Origin of the sequence: Anaerosoma tenue, assembly GCF_023161965.1 — a bacterium.
GTDB lineage: Bacteria > Actinomycetota > Coriobacteriia > Anaerosomatales > Anaerosomataceae > Anaerosoma > Anaerosoma tenue.
Map to the genome: position 1 here is coordinate 510,356 of NZ_JALNTY010000002.1, position 19,012 is coordinate 529,367.

The following is a 19,012-nucleotide window of genomic DNA, read 5'->3' on the forward strand; positions in this document are numbered from 1 at the left end:
CCCGCTCTTACCGAGAGGCCCCCGATGCTTCAGCTCCACAACATCTCCAAGTCCTACACCACGGGCGACTTCACGCAGGTCGCGCTGGGTGGTGTGTCCATCGCGTTCCGGGACAGCGAGTTCGTGGCCGTCCTCGGTCCTTCGGGCTCCGGGAAGACCACGCTCCTCAACATCGTCGGAGGCCTGGACCAGTATGACTCCGGCAACCTGGTCATCGACGGCGTCGCGACCGAGGACTACAAGGACCGCGACTGGGACACGTACCGCAACAACCGCATCGGCTTCGTCTTCCAGAGCTACAACCTGATCCCCCATCAGACCGTGCTCTCCAACGTGGAGCTTGCCCTCACGCTCTCAGGCGTCTCTCGGCTGGAGCGACGGCGTCGCGCGATCGATGCGCTTGAGCAGGTGGGCCTCAAAGACCACGTCCACAAGAAGCCCAACCAGCTTTCCGGCGGACAGATGCAGCGGGTGGCCATCGCCCGCGCGCTCATCAACGACCCCGAGATCCTGTTGGCCGACGAACCTACCGGCGCGCTTGACACCCACACAAGCGCACAGGTGATGGCCCTCCTCACCGAGATCGCCAACGACCGCCTCGTCATCATGGTGACCCACAACCCGGAGCTTGCCGAGACGTACGCGACTCGCACCGTCAACCTCCTCGACGGCCAACTCGCCGACGACAGCGATCCCTACTGGCCGCAAGAAGACGCGACCCGGTTGAGCCAGAAGAGCACCAGGAAGACCTCGATGTCGTTCCTGACCGCCATCGCGCTCTCATTCAACAACCTCATGACCAAGAAGGGCCGGACGCTGATGACTGCCTTCGCGGGCAGCATCGGGATCATCGGCATCGCTGCCATCCTGGCTCTGGCGAACGGTGTGAACGAGTACATCGCGAGTGTCGAGGAGGACGCGCTCTCCTTGTACCCGCTGACGATCCAGAGCCAGGGTATGGACTTCACCTCTCTGTTCGCGGCATCAGGCGACATGGCCGAGGGGATGGATGAGGGCGGCGGCACGGGTGCCGTGGCGGACGGCAGCGACGTGCGGGAGCTGCGGATGATGACGCGGATGTTCGAGTCCGTGGGCTCCAACGACCTGGCGGCGCTCAAGGTGTATCTGGACGGGAACGGCGGGGGCATCAACGACCACGTCAACCTGATCCATTACTCGTACAACGTGACGCCGCAGATCTTCAGCCCGGACACCTCAGGCGGCGTTCGCCAGGTCAACCCGGACACCACCTTCTCCGCTCTCGGCTTCGGCGCGTCGTCGAACTCCCTGATGGCCTCCAGCATGAACACCAACGTGTTCGGGGAACTGGTGGATGACATCGCGATGATCGAGGACCAGTACGACGTGATGGCCGGACGCTGGCCGGCGGCGCATAACGAGACGGTGGTCGTACTGACACCCAACGGCGGGGTCAGCGACTTCATGGCCTACGCGATGGGGCTTCGCGACGCTGCCGAGCTGGACGCCATGGTGGAGCAGATGATCAACGACGAGGAGATCGTCACGCCGGGCGACACCCAGTCCTACACGTACGACCAGCTCATGGGCGTCTCGTTCAAGCTCGTGAATGCGACGGACTACTACGCCTACGACGAGCAGTACGACGTCTGGACCGACAAACGGACGGACACCGAGTACCTCAAGCGGCTGGTCGAGGACGGCGAGGACATCCGTGTCGTGGGTGTCATCCAGGCCAAGGACGGGGCGACCGCGACCGCGCTGCAGCCCGGGATCTACTACACGTCGGCGTTGACCGCCCATCTTGTGTCGGAGGCGGCCGGGACCGAGATCGTGCGCATGCAACTGGACGAGCCAGCCACGAACGTGTTCTCGGGCCGGACCTTCCTGGACGAGGAGGAGAACCCGGACAGGGACGGTTTCGACCTGGCATCGCTGGTGACCGTGGATGAGGGCGCGATGGCCTCGATGTTCAGCTTCGACGCGTCGCAACTGGCGTTCGACGCTTCTGCGCTGGACATCTCGATGGAGGACTTCAGCCTGGATCCGTCGGCCATGCCCGCGCTGGATACGACAGACCTGCTTGCGGGGCTTGACCTCGATGACGCGCTCGCCGGACTCGACCTGACCGAGGGGCTGGGCGAGATCGACCTGGAGGCGGCACTCGCCGACATAGACTTCGCGGCACTCATCGACGGCATCGACTTCGGGGTGGACGCGGAGCAGGCCGCTGACGTGGCTAACCGGATGGTGCAGGGCTACCTGGAGTTCTGCACCGCGGAGGGTCTGGATCCGGTGGACACGCAAGCCAACTTCCCGCTCTTCCTCGAGTCCACCGACGGCGAGGCCATCCTGGCAGAGGCCGAGGCGCTCTTCAGTGGGGCGGAGACCGGCCTGAGCGAGTTGCAGAGCCGGCTGCTCGCGGCGCTGACCGAGAGTCTCGGCGATGCTGTTCAATCGCAGATCGATTCGGTCTCAGCGGCGATAGGGGAGCAGCTCCAGGCGAGCATGGCCGCTTACATGCAGCAGGTGCTCTCCATGGTCGCGGAGCAGGTCACCACTGAGCTTGGCACTGCTCTGCAGGAGCAGATCGGCGCCGCTCTGGAGTCGTCGATGAGCCAGCTCACGAACGACATGTCGGGCCTCATGGGCATGGACGCAGACGCCTTCAGTGAGATCTTCCAGTTCAATATGGACGAGGAAGAGCTGACGCAGTTGATGCTGTCGATGATGGTGACCGAGCAGAGCTCGTACGACGGCAATCTGGCCAAGCTGGGCTACGCCGACTTCGCGAAACCGTCCAGCATCGACATCTACCCGCTCGACTTCGAGAGCAAGGGCCGGGTCATCGAGATCCTGGACGGCTACAACGAACAGATGGAGTCCGAGGGCGCCGACGACAAAGTGATCACCTACACCGATATCGTGGGCACCCTGATGTCCTCGGTGACCGATATCGTGAATGTGGTGAGCTACGTGCTGGTGGCCTTCGTAGCGATCTCCCTGGTGGTGTCGTCGATCATGATCGGTGTCATCACCTACATCTCCGTGCTGGAACGCATCAAGGAGATCGGCATCCTGCGCTCCATCGGCGCGTCGAAGCGCGACATCCGGCGGGTGTTCAACGCCGAGACGCTGATCGTCGGGTTCGTGGCAGGACTACTGGGCATCGGTGTGACGCGCCTGCTCATCATCCCCGCCAACGCTGTCATCAACGCCAGCTTCGATATCGAGAACGTCGCCATACTGCCCGGCATCGCCGCTGCCGCCCTCGTGGTCATCAGCATGGGTTTGACGTTCCTGGCCGGACTGATCCCGTCGTCGGCCGCGTCACACAAGGACCCGGTGGAGGCGCTCAGGAGCGAGTAGGGGCGGCATGGTCCGTGCCGCACGCGTCCTATGACACGACCTCGCTTGGCTCGGACGTTGACCGGCGCCTCCACATCATTGCCGCACCCACGAACATGGCGGCCAGCCCTGCGAGCGCCAGGTATCCGATCCAGGTGCTCAGTGGCTCGAAGAGCGCTCCAGCGAAGTGTGCAACGCTCTCGTCGGAGGCCGAGAACGTCGAGCGCATGAGGCTCTCGATCCGCTCGGTCTCTCGAGCGGTGACAGCCCCGGCGATCACCCCGCCGATGGCGAGCGAGACCCCCGCGCCGAAGAGCGCATGCCGTGCCTGAGGTGCTGCCGTGAAAGCGAGGAGCAGCGCGACTGCCGTCGCCCAGGGCAAGTACGGGCGGGCGCGCCCGAGGAGCCTGAGCAACTCGAGTCTGTCCGCTATGAGTTCTGCGTTGAAGACGACGACCTGCATCTGCCGGATATCGTCAGGGACGAGACTCGTGATGAGACGTCGAATGAGAGGGCTCTCGGCCTGTTCGATGAGCAGATCGATATACGGGCCCAGTGCGACGCGTATCTCTGCACCGTCGGTCACCGACTCATCGGTGGTTGCGTGCACTGCCCCGACCAACCCGATGTGCCATCGACGCATCTCGCCGAGCCACAAGTCGCCGAAGGTGTCGGTTCTCACGGCGGCTTCGATCTTCTGACGGACGAGCGAGTCAAGATCCGCAGCGAGCTGGTCGATCACCGGGATATCGAAGTCCGGAGCGACCAGGTCCGTGATCTGACGTATGTCGATGACGTCCATGACGGCGTCGGAGATGGTGGTGGAGGCTTGCATCCGCGCGCCGTCATCGTCCACGATCGGCTCGATGGCTCTCATGAATGTCGGTGTGTCGAGCAGCACCGTGTCAGCCCAGTACGCAAGGATGGATCCGTAGGCGCAGACCGCTGCCACGCCGACCAGCAGCACGACCAGCGCTCGTCTCACCGTGACAATGATCGCGAGGCTTCGTGAGTGCTCCAAGTGCGGCTCCTTGGGCGAGTAGACGACGAGGTGGCCACATCCACGGCGCACATGGTGTATACCCCCGCCACTCACCTACCTCTTTGCGTTGGGTAATAGACTGGACATACGTTGTGATGCTGGACAACAGCCAGGGGGAGATGTGTCACACATCACCACAAAGTCCGGTTACACGGAGTTCGTCGACCGGTTGAACCGCTTTCCCCAGGGCGCGCCTCCGTCGGAGACCCTCTACAAGATCCTCGAGGTGCTGGTGAGCGAGCGCGAAGCCCAGGTGCTCGCACAGCTCCCCATCAGGCCTTTCACGGCGCCACAAGCCGCTCGCCTCCTCAGGATGAGCGTGGCCGAAACCCGCGACGTCCTGGACGGACTTGCCGATCGCGCCGTTCTCGTCGATACGGAACGTGACGGTGAGACGACCTACACACTGCCTCCGCCGATGGCGGGGTTCTTCGAGTTCTCGATGATGCGCATGCGCGGCGACGTCGACCAGAAGCTGCTCGGCGAGCTGTTCTACCAGTACATGAACATCGAAGAGGAGTTCATCAAGAACCTGTTCGTGAGGGGCGAGACACAGATCGGCCGGGTGTTCGTGCACGAACCGGTGCTGTCCAGAGAGAATGCGCTTCACGTGCTCGACTACGAACGCGCCACCGAGGTGGTCACGTCTGCGACGCACCGGGGGATCGGCGTGTGCTACTGCCGGCACAAGATGATGCACGTTGGTCGCAACTGCGATGCCCCCATGGAGATATGCATGACCTTCAACGGCGCGGCCTCGTCGCTGATCCGGCACGGCTACGCACGCGAGGTGGACGTCGCCGAGGGGCTCGATCTGCTGCAACAGGCCTACGAGCAGAACCTGGTGCAGTTCGGCGAGAACGTGCGCGAGAGGGTCAACTTCATCTGCAACTGCTGCGCGTGTTGCTGCGAGGCGATGATCGCGGCGCGCGACTTCGGCATGCTCAACCCCGTGCACACGTCGAACTTCATGCCTACGGTCGATGAGACTGCGTGCAGCGGGTGTGGGCGGTGTGTGGACGTCTGTCCCGTAGGGGCGATCGGCCTCGTCTCTGCGAATGACCCTCACGATTCGAGATCCCGGATCGCGCGGGTCGATGAGGAGATCTGTCTCGGGTGTGGGGTGTGCGTGCGAACCTGCTCGCGAACCGCGCTCAGTCTGCGCTCTCGTCCGGCGCGTGTCATCACACCGCTCAACTCGACGCATCGCGTGATCGTGATGGCTATCGAGCGCGGGAATCTCCAGGACCTGGTCTTCGACAAGCGGGTACTGTGGAATCACCGAGCGCTTGCGGCCCTGCTCGGTGTGGTGCTGAGGCTGCCGCCGGCGAAGCAGGTGCTTGCCAGCAGGCAGATGAAGTCGCGATACCTGGAGTACCTGATCGCCAGATTCGCGCCGTAGCGTTCATGGGATGCGTGTAGGGTTCCAATCAGACCGCGGAGGTTCCATGTGACACTGAAGACCGGTCTCTTGCTTGCGTTGATCACGCTCTCTGAGGCGACGATCGGTGTCTTCGTCAAGCTGACGGACGGGCTCATACCGATCCTGACCCTCAACTTCTACGCTCTGGCAGCAGCAGCGGCATTCTTGCTGGTCGCCTTCCCTCTCGCGGGAAACAGGAACGACCTGCCCCTCGACAACTTGAAAGACACGCTTGTCGTGGGCCTGCTGATAGCGTTGCAGATAAGCGTCTTCAACTACGCCATGACGCTGGCCCCGATCGCCAACGTCGTGATCTTCTGGAGCGTAGCTCCCTTCTTCACCTTCATCCTTTCGACCGTCTTCCTTGATGAGAAGCCAAGGTGGACCCACGCGGCCATCTTCGCCATCGCTCTGGCGGGCATCGTTGTCGCGAAGCCCCTTAGTGGCGGCCACATGACGGGCAATCTGGTGGCTCTGGCGGACGGCGCCGTTTACGCAGCGCTGGTCACCTACATGCGACACGAGGGCAAGAACGATTCAGACAACGACATAGCCTGGTCGATGCTTGTAGCTGCGCTGGTGCTCTCTCCATCGATCTTCATATTCGGTCCGGGCGAGGTGGGGGCCATGATCCCGTATCCCGCACTGGGGATCGATCTACCGGTTGTCCTCTGGGCCCTGTGTCTCGGAGTCGTATCCACCGGGTTCGCCTACTTCGGCATCTCTCTCGTGCTCAAGAAGATCCGCGCCAATACCTACTCGTTGGTAGACGTCATCGTGTCCCCGGTGGTCGCCTCTCTTCTCGGCTATCTGGTCTTCGGAGAGGTGCCGGGCACGGGCATGGTCGTTGGAGGCGCGCTGCTCCTGGGATCCGGCTTCTGGCTCACCAGGGAGATGTCCGGGAACGCCGCCTGAGACTCGCGCCCTCGCTGGAGGGTGGGCGGAGGTCATCGGATTTGCCGGAGTGGATGTCCCGACGATCAGTGCACGCCCGGCACCGCTCGGCGTGAGTGGAGGGCGGCGGGGCCGGGTACGTAGTCTGTGTCTCGTGCCCGGCGGATGGCACAGGGTGCGGGCATCCTGATCACGAGGGAACGGGAGGCCCAATGGCGATTCCGGCGAGATCAGAAGTGGTGGGCTCGCGTGTCTTGGGCGCTGAGATCGTGTCGGACAATGGGGCCACACATACGATCGATCTGCCGATCGTCGTCGGCTAGGCCGCGCCGTGCTCGACACGCTGTTCTCTCTCCTCGAAAGTCACGGCTATCCGATCGTGTTGGCGGTGGCGGCACTTGAGAACACGTTTCTCGTAGGGATGTTCGTTCCGGGGCAGGCGGTCATCCTTGCGGCCGGTCTCGCGTCGCGCTTCTCCGGCCTCGACCCGATCTACGTTGCAGGATCGGCGGCTGTCGGCGAGATCATAGGCAACGCGATCAGTATCGCCATCGGCAGGCGCGCCGGCCCCCGTCTGTTCGACCGCTGGGGTGGCTGGCTGGAGCGTCATGGCGCTGACGTTGAAGGGGCCCGTGAGTATGTCCGAGAACGCGGGGCGATCGCGCTGCTACTAGGCCGTCCTGCGTGGGGGATCAAGAACCTTGTCCCGGCGATCGTAGGAGCATCCGACATGTCGCCGTGGAAGGCGCTGCTGTACGTGCTCGTAGCTTCCGCGGTGTACTATCCGGCGCTCGTGGGCCTTGGCTGGCTTCTGGGGCTCGGTGTCAGACAGGCCGCAAGTCTGGCCACATGGGCCGGTGTGGCGGCGACCGCTCTCGTGCTGATCGGGGTCGGTGTCGCGGTGTGGCGCATGCGGAAGAAGATCCAGGGCTCCGATGGACATGATGGTCAGTGACTCCCCGCCACTGCCCGCCTTGTGGCCCGAGGGCTACCCGGCCTGAGGACGTGATGCAGTCAGGATGAGCATCGATCGGATCAGACGCAGACTCTACGAGGTTCTTGAGACCGCGATCGCGGTCGATCGGGTCAGCCGTGCCTTCGACATGGCCCTCACCGTGCTCATCCTTGCGAACGTGCTCGCAGTCGCACTTGGGACCGTTGACTCGATCCAGCGGCAGTACGGTGGGGCCCTTGTCTCATTCGAGGTGTTCTCGGTAGTCGTGTTCACCATCGAGTATGTGCTACGTCTTTGGGTGGCCGTCGAGGACCCGCGCTATCGTCGTCCGGTCGCGGGCAGGTTACGCTACATGGTGTCGTGGCCGGCAGTCGTGGATCTCGTCGCGGTGCTGCCGTTCTACCTGCCTATCACCGGCATCGATCTACGCTTCGTGCGGCTGTTGCGCCTTCTGAGACTCCTGCGAGTCTTGAAGCTCGGGCGGTATTCGAACTCCATGCAGGCGCTCATCGACGTGCTCAGCGCGAAGCGCTCAGAACTGTGGTCTTCTCTCACTGTCCTGGCCATCTTGCTGTTCTCGGCGGGAGGGCTCATGTACTACGTCGAGAACCCCGGCCAGCCACAGGTGTACTCCAGCATCCCGCAGGCACTGTGGTTGTCGGTGCAGTCGTTCTCCGGCAACTCGGTAGCCACGCCCATCACCACGATGGGGCGCATCATCTCTGCAGCCATCAGCGTGTTGAGCGCGGGTCTCTTCGCGTTGCCGGCGGCTATCCTTGCGTCAGGGTTCTCCGAACGCATCCAGCGGGAGATCGCCGAGGAGTACGCTGAAGCGGTCGATGATGACGAGCCCTCGGCCGATCGTGGCTGACGGGCGGCAGGGGGCTCCTCGGGCTACTCGGTGAGCTCGGCGGACTCGAGCGTCATGTGACACGCCCAGCACGCGCTCTGGAAGTGGCCCGCTGGCGATTCCTGCGCGGGGTTGATCGTGGTGAGCATGAAGTGCATCGCGATCCACAGGAACAGCAGCACGCCAACGCCGACGCCGATCCAGGTTGCCGCCCTCTTCATGGGACCTCCGTGCAGTAGACTTCTGCGCCCGAACTCGATGATAGCGTGACGTCCCGTTGCGCGTCAGTGGTGGCTGACCGATGATGAGGCGGAGCGTGATGCCACGACTTCGAGGGGGAGCCATGGAGTTCTGGAGCAGCTACTGGTGGCCGTTGATCACTGCGATCATCGGTTTCGTGTACGTTGGCCTATTGGCGCGGCAGTGGTACACGCGTCGCAAGCCGCACCAGCTTGCGTGGGCGTTCGGCTTCCTGCTCTACGCCGTGGCCGCCTTCATGGAGTTCTACTCGGAGTTCACCCAGAACTGGGACCCTACCGTCTACCGCTTCTACATCGTCTTCGCCGCCTCGATGGTGGGCTTCCTGGGGCTTGGCACGCTGTATCTGGTGACCCGGAAGCGCACCTGGGGGCACGCCTACCTGGCCTTCAACCTCGTGATGCTCGCGGTCTTCCTGTGGGGGGCGTTCACCACCGAGCTTCACTACGAGGCGTTGCAGCCGGGCATCGTGGTCGGCGGCGCGGGCCTGGGCGCGGCGGGCTCGTTCCCGCGCATCATGTCGCTCGCCTTCAATATCCCGGGCACGCTGCTCCTGATCGGCGGCTCGACTTACTCGATCATCCGCTTCTGGCCCAAGAAGGCGTACCGGTATCGCGTGTGGGCCAATGTGCTCATCATCATCGGCACCCTTGCGATCGCCGGGGCCGGCTCGATGGCGCGCGCCGGAGCCACGCAGGGCCTCTACTTCGCCGAGATGGTCGCCAGCGCTATCCTGCTTGCCGGCTTTCTCATGGCGAGCACGCTGCAGAAGGGAGCCGAGGCGGCCCGCACGGAGGGACAGGGGCGTCGCACGTGAACGACCTGCTTGCCGCAACCGCACGCTCGGCGCCACTCGCCCATCGGTTCTCCAAGCTGTGGCATCCCGACTGGTACCAGGACGGCCCCAAGCGGCGGGGCTACTTCGAAGGCTGGTACCTCAAGTGTGTGGATGCCGACGCACGGCATGCGGTTGCGCTCATCCCCGGGATCTCGCTCACGCCCGACGGAGTCGGCTCCCATGCGTTCGTGCAGCTGATCCGTGCCGGTGGGACCACAGCGTACTGGGAATACCCGGCCGAGGAGTTCCGCTTCGCGACCGATCGCTTCGAGATCGAAGTGGGGCCCAACCGGTTCTCCTCGGAAGGCGCGTGGCTCGATGCCGATGGTGCGGCGGGTCGGCTCACAGGTGAACTGCGCTTCGGCGAGTGGGTGGGCTGGCCAGTCAGGCCGCTCTCGCCGGGTGTCATGGGTTGGTACCGGTTCGTGCCGTTCATGGAGACGTACCACGGTGTGCTCGGGCTCGATCACGCTGTGGACGGCGGTCTTGAGATCGACGGCGCCAGCCTCAGCTTCGACGGCGGGCGCGGCTACGTTGAGAAGGACTGGGGCCGATCGTTCCCGAGCGCGTGGGTCTGGGCGCAAAGCAATCACTTCGGGACGCCGGGGATCTCGATGATGATCTCGGTAGCCCGCATCCCGTGGCTCGGCGGTTCGTTCGTGGGCTACATCGTAGGGCTGCTGCACGATGGGGAGCTCCACGAGTTCACCACCTACAACGGCGCGAAGATGCGGGCGTTCTCCATCCGGGACGGTGAAGCGCGCATGGCGCTTGAGCAGGCCGGCTTGCGTCTCGAACTCACAGTCGAGGGCGCGCATCCGGGGGAACTCCGCTCGCCGGTGCTCGGCGCGATGGACGGCACGGTGTGGGAGAGTCTCGATGCGAGCATCGGCGTGAAGCTGACCCGTGGAGACGCGCTCCTGTTCGAGGGCCGGGGGCTGCACGCGGGCGTGGAGCTCATGGATCAGGCCGGGGAGCTTGAGGCCGGTCTTACGCGGAGGAAGTAGACGGGGCATCGCAGCACCGTCAGACTTCGACGTGTCAGCGCGCCTCACAACTGGAGACATCGCGATGAGACCTGCAGACCTTCGGCGCTACGTGAGGAACACCGAGAAGACCGTCGTGCCGGGCACGGTGGCGATGCGGGTTCAGGGCATGGGCATCCTGCGCAAGCTGCCCCGCTGGCTGCAGAACCGCATCGTCGAGCACGGGTCGCGTACCGATCCGTACATGAGCTTCATCGTGGAGCCGTACGCGGTCTTCCTGTCCTTCGAGATTACCGATCCGGACGCGGCCGGGCGGCTCCTCCCGCCGGGCTATCGCCTGCATCCTTCGGCGATGTTCGCTGACACGCCCCCGCGACCCTGTGCGATCGTGAGCGCGTTCAACGTGCACACCAACGTCTTCTGGGGCAGCCGGGTGGAGTTCTACCTCATGGCCGAGAACGCCGAGACCGGTCTGCTCTCGTGGATCATCGAGGAATACGAGAGCAACGCCCCGAGCTACGATCCGGCAAGCGGCTTCGCACTGCCGAGCACGTCGCATTCTGTCGTCTCCACCTCGTATCGCGGTGAGGTCATCGTAGAGATGTCGAGCGAGCAGTCCGGCAACGGCCTCTCGCTCGTCGCCGACATGACGAATGCCGTGCGCACCCCGCTCGACCAGCGCGTGTGGGTGGAGGGCAACCTCTCGGTCGACTACGGCAGCGACCTGCAGCAGTCCACCAAGCCGTTCGGTCTGATCTTCGATCCCGGGGAGATGGCCGAGGCGCTGAAGCTGCCGCTCGAGGACATCTCGCTGTGCGTGAACACGTTCGGGCGAGGCATGCTCGACCCGAAGCCCTTCGAGGCGGCGGTCTTCCCGTACGCGCAGCATTTCGTCACCACGACCTACCCCACGGCGACATCGATGCGCACGGCCGAGGATCTCGAGCGCGCGGTGGACGAGATGAACGACAGGCTGGGAGCCGTCGGAGAGAGCACATGCGAAACGTGAGGGTCGCATGTGTAGGCGACAGCATCACCCGCGGGACGTTCGCCTGGCGCCGGAGGGTCAACGCGTACCCTGCACAGTTGCAGGAGATGCTCGGGAGCGGGTACCGCGTACGCAACTTCGGTGTGAATGCACATGCCGCACAGCGGTCCGCGGACTTCCCGTACTGGAGCAGTAAGGCGTTCGCTGAGAGCTCCTCGTTCGCTCCCCACATCGTGCTCATCATGCTCGGCACCAACGATTCCAGAGGCGACAACTGGAAGAGCCTGAGCGCGTTCGCCCACGACTATCGGGAACTGGTCGTCCACTACCTGTCCCTCGATTCACACCCGGCGGCATGGCTGCTCACGCCTCCGACGCTTTTCCGGCTCGGACGCAGCACGAAGGTCCGCTACGGCATGGACGAGCTGGCGCTGGCGGAGATGTGCGGCGCGATCAAGGAAATCGCGGACGACCTCGGCTGCGGGCTCATCGACGTCAACGCCATCACCGCCGAGCATCCGGAGGCGCTCAGGTTCGACGGGGTGCACCCCGGAGCGGCGGGTCAGACGCTGATCGCCGAGGCGGTCTTCGAGGCGCTGTCGGGGAGCATCGCGTCTCAAGACCAAGGAGATACGCATGTCTAGCACACTCAGCGGCAAGGTCGTGGTGATCACGGGCTCAACGCGCGGCATCGGCCGTGCGATGGCCGAGGCCTGCGCCGATGCGGGCGCGACCGTGGTGGTGAGCTCTCGCACTGTGGGCGCGGTCGATGAAACGGTGGAGGCACTCAGAGACCGCGGCGCGCAGGCTTCGGGAATACCGTGCGACGTGGCCGACCCGGCAGCGCTTGAGGCGCTGCTGGCACACGCGATCGAGACGCACGGCGGCGTAGACGTGTGGGTGAACAACGCTGGTATCTCGCTCGGCCTGCGCACTCACATCGACACGTCGCCCGACGAGATCCGTTCGATCGTGGACATCAACCTCATCGGCACGATGCTGGCGTCCAGGATGGTGGTGCCGTACTTCGTCGAGCGTGGAAGCGGTGTGCTCATCAACGTCTCCGGCAGGGGAGGACGGGGAGACGCGGCAGCGTACACGGCCGCATACGCCGCCACCAAAGCGGGCGTGATGGTCTTCACTCGGAGCCTCGCGGCCGAGCATGAGGACGATCCCGTCTCGATCCTCGTGTTCATGCCGGGGATGGTGGACACTGACTTCTACGGCGCCGACATGGCCGTGACGCCAGGCCTGGAGCCGATCGTGGACAACGTGCGGGTCGTGCTCGACGCCATCGGCACGCCGATCGAGGCGGTAGGTCCAGCGCTTGTGGACGCCGCATGCACCGTTCCGGGCAAGGGATCGGGTGAGGTGCGTCGTGCGGGCAGTGCCGTACGGGGCATGCTCGGCGGCTTCAAGCTGATGTGGGCACGCATCACGGGACGCATGGAACCGATGTAGCGGCGCCAGCGCACTGTGCGTCCCGGCTACACGAGCCCTACCGCGCCAAGCGCCGCCTCGATGATCGTCGGGTCGGCCGAGTCGTCAGCGAAGACATCATGCACGCATCCCGGAGCCGAGAGCGAAAGGCTTATGGGCTGCATCAGGCAGCCGAGATAGCACGACGCGAGCACGCGTGCATCGCCGTCGCGTACGCCGCCCTCCGCTCGCGCGCGCTCGATGACGCTGGCGATGATGTCGATGGGCAGGTCATCGGCGGGCATGCTGGCGAGCGCCGCGGGCGGGGCCTGCACAAGGGCGAACACAAACGCCGCGGGCCGCTCTCGATACAGTGCGAGCACGCGGGCGGCCATCGCGCGGAGCGATTCCAGCGGTGTGTCGCGCCGCGAGGCGGCGACCAGCTCCTCCCCGAAGAGCGACATGGCCTGCAGGTGCAGCTCGCGCGCCAGGTCCTCCTTGGAGGCGAAGTGTCGGTAGAGGGCGCCCTCGGACACGCCGGCCGCCTGCGCGATATCCCGTATGCGGGTGGCGTCGTAGCCGGTGCGTGCGAAGCAGGACAGCGCAGCATCCACGATCGCCGCCTGACTGCTCGGCCTCGGTGTCATGATGCGGTGTGGGGAACGAACCGGGCCACTTCATCGTTCCGGTCGGTGGTCCATCGTCCGGAGACACCCGCATGCTCTGCGCCAAGCTCGGCGTGGAGCATCGCGATACCGAAGTCGATCGGCGCGGTCCAGTAGACCTTCGGGGCTTCCGTGATCACGAGCGCGTCGCCGTCCATGTGCAGCCTCCATGGTTGCTTGTTGGCTCCCGAAGGGGCCAGGCGCAGGGCCGCGGCCGCCTCCCGCGCCCATGCAGGCCAGTCCCCATGACCGGGCGCGATCGTATCCATCGGCAGCCGTTTCCTGGCGCTCAGCGAAGCCCGCATCAGCTTCTCCGAGATGCCGGTCTTGTCGGTGGCGTGTCCCAGTGCGGTGATTGCGTGCACGCGCTCGCCCTCGCCGAGTTCGGCAAGCCGGCCTGCGCGCTCGGGGTCGAAGGATGCGGCGATCCAGCACGTATCGAGCCCGAGCATGGTGGCCTCGAGGATGACCGCCTCGCCCACGTAGCCGATGTCGTGAGCTGCGTCATCCGTGCCCACGAACGCCACGAGCGACGGGGAATCCTCCACCCGTCCGTAGCTGCCCACGAGACCGGTGAACACCTCGGGCGGCGCCTGGCGGACCAGGACGGCGCGGGCGGGCGCCTCGGTGTCTGAAAGGCGCTGGCAGGTCTGATCGAGCCGGTCGAGAAGCGCGCCGTCTATCGCTTCACCGTTGTAGCGGCGGCTTGAGATCCGTGACTGCATAGCCTCGAGCCAGGCCGGATCGAGGGTGCGGGATACAGGGGGGTTGAGATGCATCGGGGGCTCCTATTCTTGGCGTACACGTGGTCAAAGTGAGTATTCACTTACATTGGTGGCAGTGTCAAGTCCTGCCTGCGCAACTGGCCCCGATGCGCCGCGTGCCCCATACGGGAATACTCCCCGTGATGCCGCCGGTGAGGGGAGAGCCGAGGAGTGCACGAGGAGCCGAGTGTCGCGTCTGCGCCCCGCGGCGGTGTCGTTGCGGAGGCGGTTGCCCGGGGTCTCGGTGCGCTTGACGAGCGGCAGGCTAAGACGCTGCTTGCGGAGTACGGGGTGCCGGTCCCCGAGGGCGGTCTGGCGAGCGATGCGGATGAGGCGGCAGCGCTCGCCCGCGGGCTCGACTGCCCGGTGGCGCTCAAGGCGGTGGGGTCCCACATCGGCCACAAGACCGATCGCGGGCTCGTGGCGCTCAACCTGTACGGTGATGACGCCGTGCGCGCCGCCGCTCGCGATCTCCTGGTACGCGCGGGCTGCGAGGACGCCGTGCTGCTTGTTGAGCGTATGGTGCGCGGGCAACGCGAGTTCATGCTCGGCATGAAGCGCGATCCGCTGTTCGGGCCGGTGATCCTCTTCGGCATCGGCGGCATCTTCGCCGAGGCACACAAGGACATCGCCTTTGGCGTGACGCCTCTGGAGGAGCGGGATATCGAGGGCATGCTGTCAGGCATCAGGGCGAGTTCGCTGCTCGGCGGGTTCCGCGGCATGGCGCCTGTGGACCGGGAAGCGCTGGCCGCCGCGATCCGTGCGCTCGAGCGGATCGCTGTCGACCACCCGGCCGTGGTCGAGATCGACGTGAATCCGCTCATCATCGAGGGCGCGACGCCAGTGGCGGCCGATGCGCTCGTGGTGCTCGATCCGTCAGCCGCGCAGCATCCGCCAGCTCACCGCACGTACGCCGCGCCCGATCTGTCTCCGTTGCTCGCACCGGGTTCCGTGGCGGTGATCGGCGCGTCGAATGACCTGCGCAAATGGGGCGGCTCCCTCATGCGCAACCTCATCGAGGGCGGCTTCGCGGGTCCCATCTACCCCGTGAACGGCCGCGGCGGGACCGTGCAGGACCTGCCCGCCTTCGCGAGCGTGGCCGTTCTGCCCGAGGCGCCCGACCTGGCGCTCGTGGCGGTGAAGGCGCCGCAGGTGAACGCCGCTCTCGAGGAGTGCGGCCGGCGTGGCGTCCGCGCGGCCCTCGTGGTCGCCGCTGGCTTCTCGGAAGCGGGCGAGGAGGGTGCGGCCCTTGAGGCCGAGCTTGTTAAGACCGCCCGGCGGTGGGGCATCACGCTCATCGGTCCCAACTGCATGGGGTTGCTCTCGCTGCACAGCCATCTCCACGCCGTGGGCTTCCTTGAGTTGCGGCCGCCGGCCGGCCGCCTCAGCATCGTGTCGCAGTCGGGCAACATCGGCGTGCAGCTGGTGACAAGGGCCGAGCGGCGCGGTATCGGCATCGATGCGTACGTGAGCGTAGGCAACCAGGCGAGCACCAGCGCGCTCGACGTGCTCGACGCGATGGCCGACGAACCCAAGACCGCTGCCGCACTCGTCTACCTGGAAGGCGTCGGCGACGGACGGCACTTCTTCGATGTGGCGCGCCGCATTACGCCCAAGAAGCCGGTGGTGGTGCTCCGGGGTGGCCTGACCGAGCTCGGCGTCCGCGCGGCGGTGTCGCACACCGGTGCGATGGCGGGTGCGGCCGAGGTCTTCATGGCGGCGGCCCATCAGGCGGGATGTCTCGTGCGCACGGGCCCCGATGAGAGTCTCGATGTGGCGATGTGCCTCACCGCGCTCCCGCTTCCGAAGGGTCGACGCATCGCCGTCATGACGCTCGGAGGCGGGTGGGGCGTGCTGGCTGCCGACGAGGTGGCTCGCGCCGGCCTCGAGTTGGCGCCGCTCACGCCGGAAGTCTTCGCCGAGCTGGATGCGCTGTTGCCCGGCTACTGGAGCCGCAACAACCCGATCGACCTGGTGGCCGCCATCGGCTCGGACCTCGCGCAACGCGCGCTCACGGTGCTCGTGGAGAGCGAGGCGGTAGACGCCGTGGCGGTGCTCGGCATCCTCAACAGTCCGTCCACGGGCGCGATCGCCGACGAGGCGCTGCTCGTGGACGGCCCCGGTGGGCCGTGCCGGGGGATGTTCAATGCCGAGGAGACCTCGTTCCTGATGCGGGTGACCGAGCTCATGGAACGTACCGGCAAGCCGATCATCAACGTCCCCCTGCGTCCGCTCGAGACCGCGACGTTCCACGGCAGCGGCCGTTACGACGCGGTGATCGTGTACTCTCCGGTCGCGGCGATACGCGCGTTCTCGGCTCTGGCGTGGTACCGGGAGTACGTCGACGGACGCGCGGGGTAGCGCCCCGCCCTACGCCTCCTCGATCACGAACAGCTCCTCGTCGCTCACGGCGTCGAGCGCCCAGTCGTCGCGCCCGGCCGCACTATCCGTGGCCGAGATCACCAGCCGTGCCCCGGGCTTCTCCCACACGGTCACCCCTGGCCCCGGGCCTTCCACATACGTGAGCCGGGCAGGGTTCGCGAAGCGGGCGCGCGTGAGGCCTTGGATCGTGTCCACCAGGCATCGCGGCCCCTCCACCGTCACCAGCAGTCCCGGGGAGGTGAGCTTGCCGATGCGCTCCTCGGCGGCGAGCGCCATGCGTGCGCCGAGATGGAGGTCCGCGCACAGCTCCCGGTGGTGTTGGCGGGCGAGCCGGACGAGGTCGGCATAGCGTGGCCCGCGCTCCGGAGGCCGCAAGACGGGCGCCTTGGGGGAGAAGACGCAGTCACGTTCGAAGTACGACTTGATGTCGAGCACCGGGGTGCCGTCCACGGCGTCGAGGCCGTCCACATGGAGCGTGGCGCCTTCCACCCGCACGAGCTCCACGAGCGAGAGCGCGATGGGGTTGGGACGCCTGTTGGCGCGCAGACCGAAGACGCCGTACGTGGGCGCATCGGGGTCCAGGCGGCCGGGAGTCACCTGCAGGGTCTCGCGGTCGCTCAGGTGGAACCAGGTGAGTATCCACAGGTGCGAGTGCTCCTCGATGTTGAGCAGCGCGTCCGCATAGCGCGGATCGAGCTCGATCGTGGCGGCAACGCCTCCTCGCACCATCTTCTTGGGGTCGGTCACCGGCGAGTGCACTCGGCCGATCGGGGTGAGTTCGGGGATCATGTCGGCTCCTTGCTGGCGGTCGATGCTCTCGGGGCTCATCGGCCTCACTCCCCGGCAAGCGCGAAGTCGACGGCGGCGCGGACGTGCAGCGCTCCGGTGTCGAACAACGGCAGCGCCGAGTCCTCCTGCCGCACGAGCAGCGGGATCTCGGTGCAGCCGAGGATCACGCCCTGCGCGCCACCATCGGCGAGCCGCCCGATGATGGCGGTGAACGCCGCCCGCGACCGCTCGCTGATCATGCCCAGGGTGAGCTCCTCGTAGATCACACGGTGCACCTCGGCGCGGTCCTCCTCGGCAGGAGTGACCACGGCGATCCCGTGGCGCTCGGACAGCCGGGCGCGGTAGAAGTCGCGCTCCATCGTGAATCGCGTGCCGAGCAGGCCCACGGTGGTGAGCCTGTCCGCCCGGACCGCCTCGCCGGTAGGATCGGCGATGTGGATGAACGGCACCGTGATGGCGGCTTCGATCGCGTACGCCACCTCGTGCATGGTGTTTGTGGCGAGCAGCACCACCTCGGCGCCAGCCGCCTGAAGCGAGTGCGCCGCGTGCGCCATCAGCGCGCCGGCTTCGTTCCACGCGCCTTCGGCCTGCATGCGCTCGACCTCGGCGAAGTCCACGCTGTAGAGCACCACCTTGGCCGAGTGCAACCCACCGAGCCGGCGCTTCACCAGTTCGTTGAGGTCGCGGTAGTAGGGGACCGTGGACTCCCAGCTCATGCCGCCGATCACGCCGATCGTCTTCATGGTGCCGCTCCTGTCGCCGCGCTCTCTTCCGTGTGTTCCAGTGTACCCGCCCCCAGGAGATCCCTGCGCGGGTACACATACAAGAGCAGCGGCGATGTTTCCCACGCCAGCCCGCAACCAGATGGGAGGAGGACTCCCGTGCAACCTGAACGTACCAGTGGCAAGGCCTACCTGCGGTTCTTCGCGATGATCGCCACTTCGATGGTGGTGATGCACGTGCTGATGTACGTGAACTCGGCCGATGTCCTCGGCCATGCGCGGATCAGCGAGATGCGCATCCTGATGACCGTGATGATGGGCGCATCAATGACGGTGGTCATGCTTGGCTACATGCTGCGCATGTACACGCGCACGCGGACCAACGTGGCGATATTCGCCGGAGCGGTCGTTGTCTTCGCCGTGGTCGTCTTCCTCATCCGCAGCCAGGTTACGGTGACCGATGTCGACTACATGCAAGGGATGATCCCGCATCACTCGATCGCCATCCTCACGAGCGAGAACGCGCAGATCGAGGACGTACGGGTCCGGGAGTTGGCGGATGCGATCATCGACGCGCAAGAGCGCGAGATCCGTGAGATGGAGTGGCTGATCGAGGATATCCGCGCCAACGGGGCCGCTACCACGGATGCCGAGGCGGAGGTTCGGCCGGTGCCCGTATACTAGTGGGCGAGCCCGGCCCATCGAGCGGC

The 19,012-nt window shown here is 65.6% G+C and carries 18 protein-coding genes; 12 read left to right on the forward strand and 6 right to left on the reverse strand.

Going from position 1 to position 19,012, the window contains the following annotated elements:
* Positions 1–24: 24 nt before the first annotated feature.
* Positions 25–3,348 carry an ABC transporter ATP-binding protein/permease gene (locus MSB02_RS07465; protein WP_267194600.1) on the forward strand — a complete coding sequence of 1,108 codons (3,324 nt, stop codon included), beginning with the start codon at positions 25–27 and terminating at the stop codon, positions 3,346–3,348.
* A gap of 28 nt (positions 3,349–3,376) precedes the next feature.
* Here MSB02_RS07465 and MSB02_RS07470 read toward each other — a convergent pair whose 3' ends face one another.
* The gene (locus tag MSB02_RS07470; protein WP_267194601.1) at positions 3,377–4,348 is read right to left on the reverse strand and encodes a hypothetical protein; all 972 of its coding nucleotides are present in this window, start codon (positions 4,346–4,348) and stop codon (positions 3,377–3,379) included.
* 142 nt (positions 4,349–4,490) lie between these two features.
* On the opposite strand from MSB02_RS07470, the gene MSB02_RS07475 reads away from it, so the two are divergent.
* From MSB02_RS07475 to MSB02_RS07490, 4 genes are all read left to right on the forward strand, one after another.
* On the forward strand, positions 4,491–5,771 hold the full coding sequence (locus MSB02_RS07475) for a 4Fe-4S dicluster domain-containing protein (protein ID WP_267194602.1): 1,281 nt from the start codon (positions 4,491–4,493) through the stop codon (positions 5,769–5,771).
* 54 nt (positions 5,772–5,825) lie between these two features.
* Positions 5,826–6,707, forward strand: coding sequence for a DMT family transporter (locus MSB02_RS07480; protein WP_267194648.1), 882 nt, complete (start codon positions 5,826–5,828; stop codon positions 6,705–6,707).
* Positions 6,708–7,017: 310 nt separating this feature from the next.
* On the forward strand, positions 7,018–7,641 hold the full coding sequence (locus tag MSB02_RS07485) for a DedA family protein (RefSeq protein ID WP_267194603.1): 624 nt from the start codon (positions 7,018–7,020) through the stop codon (positions 7,639–7,641).
* A 64-nt stretch (positions 7,642–7,705) separates the two neighbouring features.
* Positions 7,706–8,512 carry an ion transporter gene (locus MSB02_RS07490; RefSeq protein WP_267194604.1) on the forward strand — a complete coding sequence of 269 codons (807 nt, stop codon included), beginning with the start codon at positions 7,706–7,708 and terminating at the stop codon, positions 8,510–8,512.
* Positions 8,513–8,535: 23 nt separating this feature from the next.
* Here the strand turns inward: MSB02_RS07490 and MSB02_RS07495 are convergent, their stop codons facing one another.
* Entirely contained in the window at positions 8,536–8,712 is a 177-nt protein-coding gene (locus tag MSB02_RS07495; protein ID WP_267194605.1) for a hypothetical protein, read from the reverse strand.
* Positions 8,713–8,834: 122 nt separating this feature from the next.
* Here MSB02_RS07495 and MSB02_RS07500 point away from each other — a divergent pair, with 122 nt between their 5' ends.
* The 5 genes from MSB02_RS07500 to MSB02_RS07520 all read left to right on the forward strand — a co-directional run bounded on the left by MSB02_RS07500 (position 8,835) and on the right by MSB02_RS07520 (position 13,022).
* Positions 8,835–9,566 (forward strand): hypothetical protein, encoded by a 732-nt coding sequence (locus MSB02_RS07500; protein ID WP_267194606.1) that lies wholly within the window; start codon positions 8,835–8,837, stop codon positions 9,564–9,566.
* Positions 9,563–10,594 carry a tocopherol cyclase family protein gene (locus tag MSB02_RS07505; RefSeq protein WP_267194607.1) on the forward strand — a complete coding sequence of 344 codons (1,032 nt, stop codon included), beginning with the start codon at positions 9,563–9,565 and terminating at the stop codon, positions 10,592–10,594. The genes MSB02_RS07500 and MSB02_RS07505 overlap by 4 nt, the downstream gene beginning before the upstream one ends.
* 64 nt (positions 10,595–10,658) lie before the next feature.
* A complete protein-coding gene (locus tag MSB02_RS07510; RefSeq protein ID WP_267194608.1) occupies positions 10,659–11,582 on the forward strand; it encodes a hypothetical protein in 924 nt (307 codons plus the stop codon).
* A complete protein-coding gene (locus MSB02_RS07515) occupies positions 11,570–12,205 on the forward strand; it encodes a GDSL-type esterase/lipase family protein (protein ID WP_267194609.1) in 636 nt (211 codons plus the stop codon). The genes MSB02_RS07510 and MSB02_RS07515 overlap by 13 nt, the downstream gene beginning before the upstream one ends.
* Positions 12,198–13,022: an SDR family NAD(P)-dependent oxidoreductase gene (locus tag MSB02_RS07520; RefSeq protein ID WP_267194610.1), complete on the forward strand. Its 825-nt coding sequence runs from the start codon at positions 12,198–12,200 to the stop codon at positions 13,020–13,022. Before MSB02_RS07515 ends, MSB02_RS07520 begins: the two co-directional genes overlap by 8 nt.
* A gap of 26 nt (positions 13,023–13,048) precedes the next feature.
* Here MSB02_RS07520 and MSB02_RS07525 read toward each other — a convergent pair whose 3' ends face one another.
* Together MSB02_RS07525 and MSB02_RS07530 are read right to left on the reverse strand one after the other, a co-directional pair.
* Complete coding sequence (locus MSB02_RS07525) at positions 13,049–13,594, reverse strand: TetR/AcrR family transcriptional regulator (RefSeq protein ID WP_267194611.1); 546 nt, start codon at positions 13,592–13,594, stop codon at positions 13,049–13,051.
* A 29-nt stretch (positions 13,595–13,623) separates the two neighbouring features.
* Positions 13,624–14,424, reverse strand: a complete 801-nt coding sequence (locus MSB02_RS07530; RefSeq protein ID WP_267194612.1) for a nitroreductase family protein — start codon at positions 14,422–14,424, stop codon at positions 13,624–13,626.
* A gap of 156 nt (positions 14,425–14,580) precedes the next feature.
* Between MSB02_RS07530 and MSB02_RS07535 the strand changes: the two genes are divergently transcribed.
* Positions 14,581–16,770, forward strand: coding sequence for an acetate--CoA ligase family protein (locus MSB02_RS07535; RefSeq protein ID WP_267194613.1), 2,190 nt, complete (start codon positions 14,581–14,583; stop codon positions 16,768–16,770).
* Between the two features lie 9 nt (positions 16,771–16,779).
* Here MSB02_RS07535 and tsaA read toward each other — a convergent pair whose 3' ends face one another.
* Together tsaA and MSB02_RS07545 are read right to left on the reverse strand one after the other, a co-directional pair.
* A complete protein-coding gene (gene tsaA, locus MSB02_RS07540) occupies positions 16,780–17,619 on the reverse strand; it encodes a tRNA (N6-threonylcarbamoyladenosine(37)-N6)-methyltransferase TrmO (protein WP_267194614.1) in 840 nt (279 codons plus the stop codon).
* Between the two features lie 5 nt (positions 17,620–17,624).
* The gene (locus MSB02_RS07545) at positions 17,625–18,323 is read right to left on the reverse strand and encodes an aspartate/glutamate racemase family protein (protein WP_267194615.1); all 699 of its coding nucleotides are present in this window, start codon (positions 18,321–18,323) and stop codon (positions 17,625–17,627) included.
* Positions 18,324–18,461: 138 nt separating this feature from the next.
* Here MSB02_RS07545 and MSB02_RS07550 point away from each other — a divergent pair, with 138 nt between their 5' ends.
* A complete protein-coding gene (locus tag MSB02_RS07550) occupies positions 18,462–18,986 on the forward strand; it encodes a DUF305 domain-containing protein (protein WP_323748513.1) in 525 nt (174 codons plus the stop codon).
* The last annotated feature ends 26 nt before the right edge of the window (positions 18,987–19,012 follow it).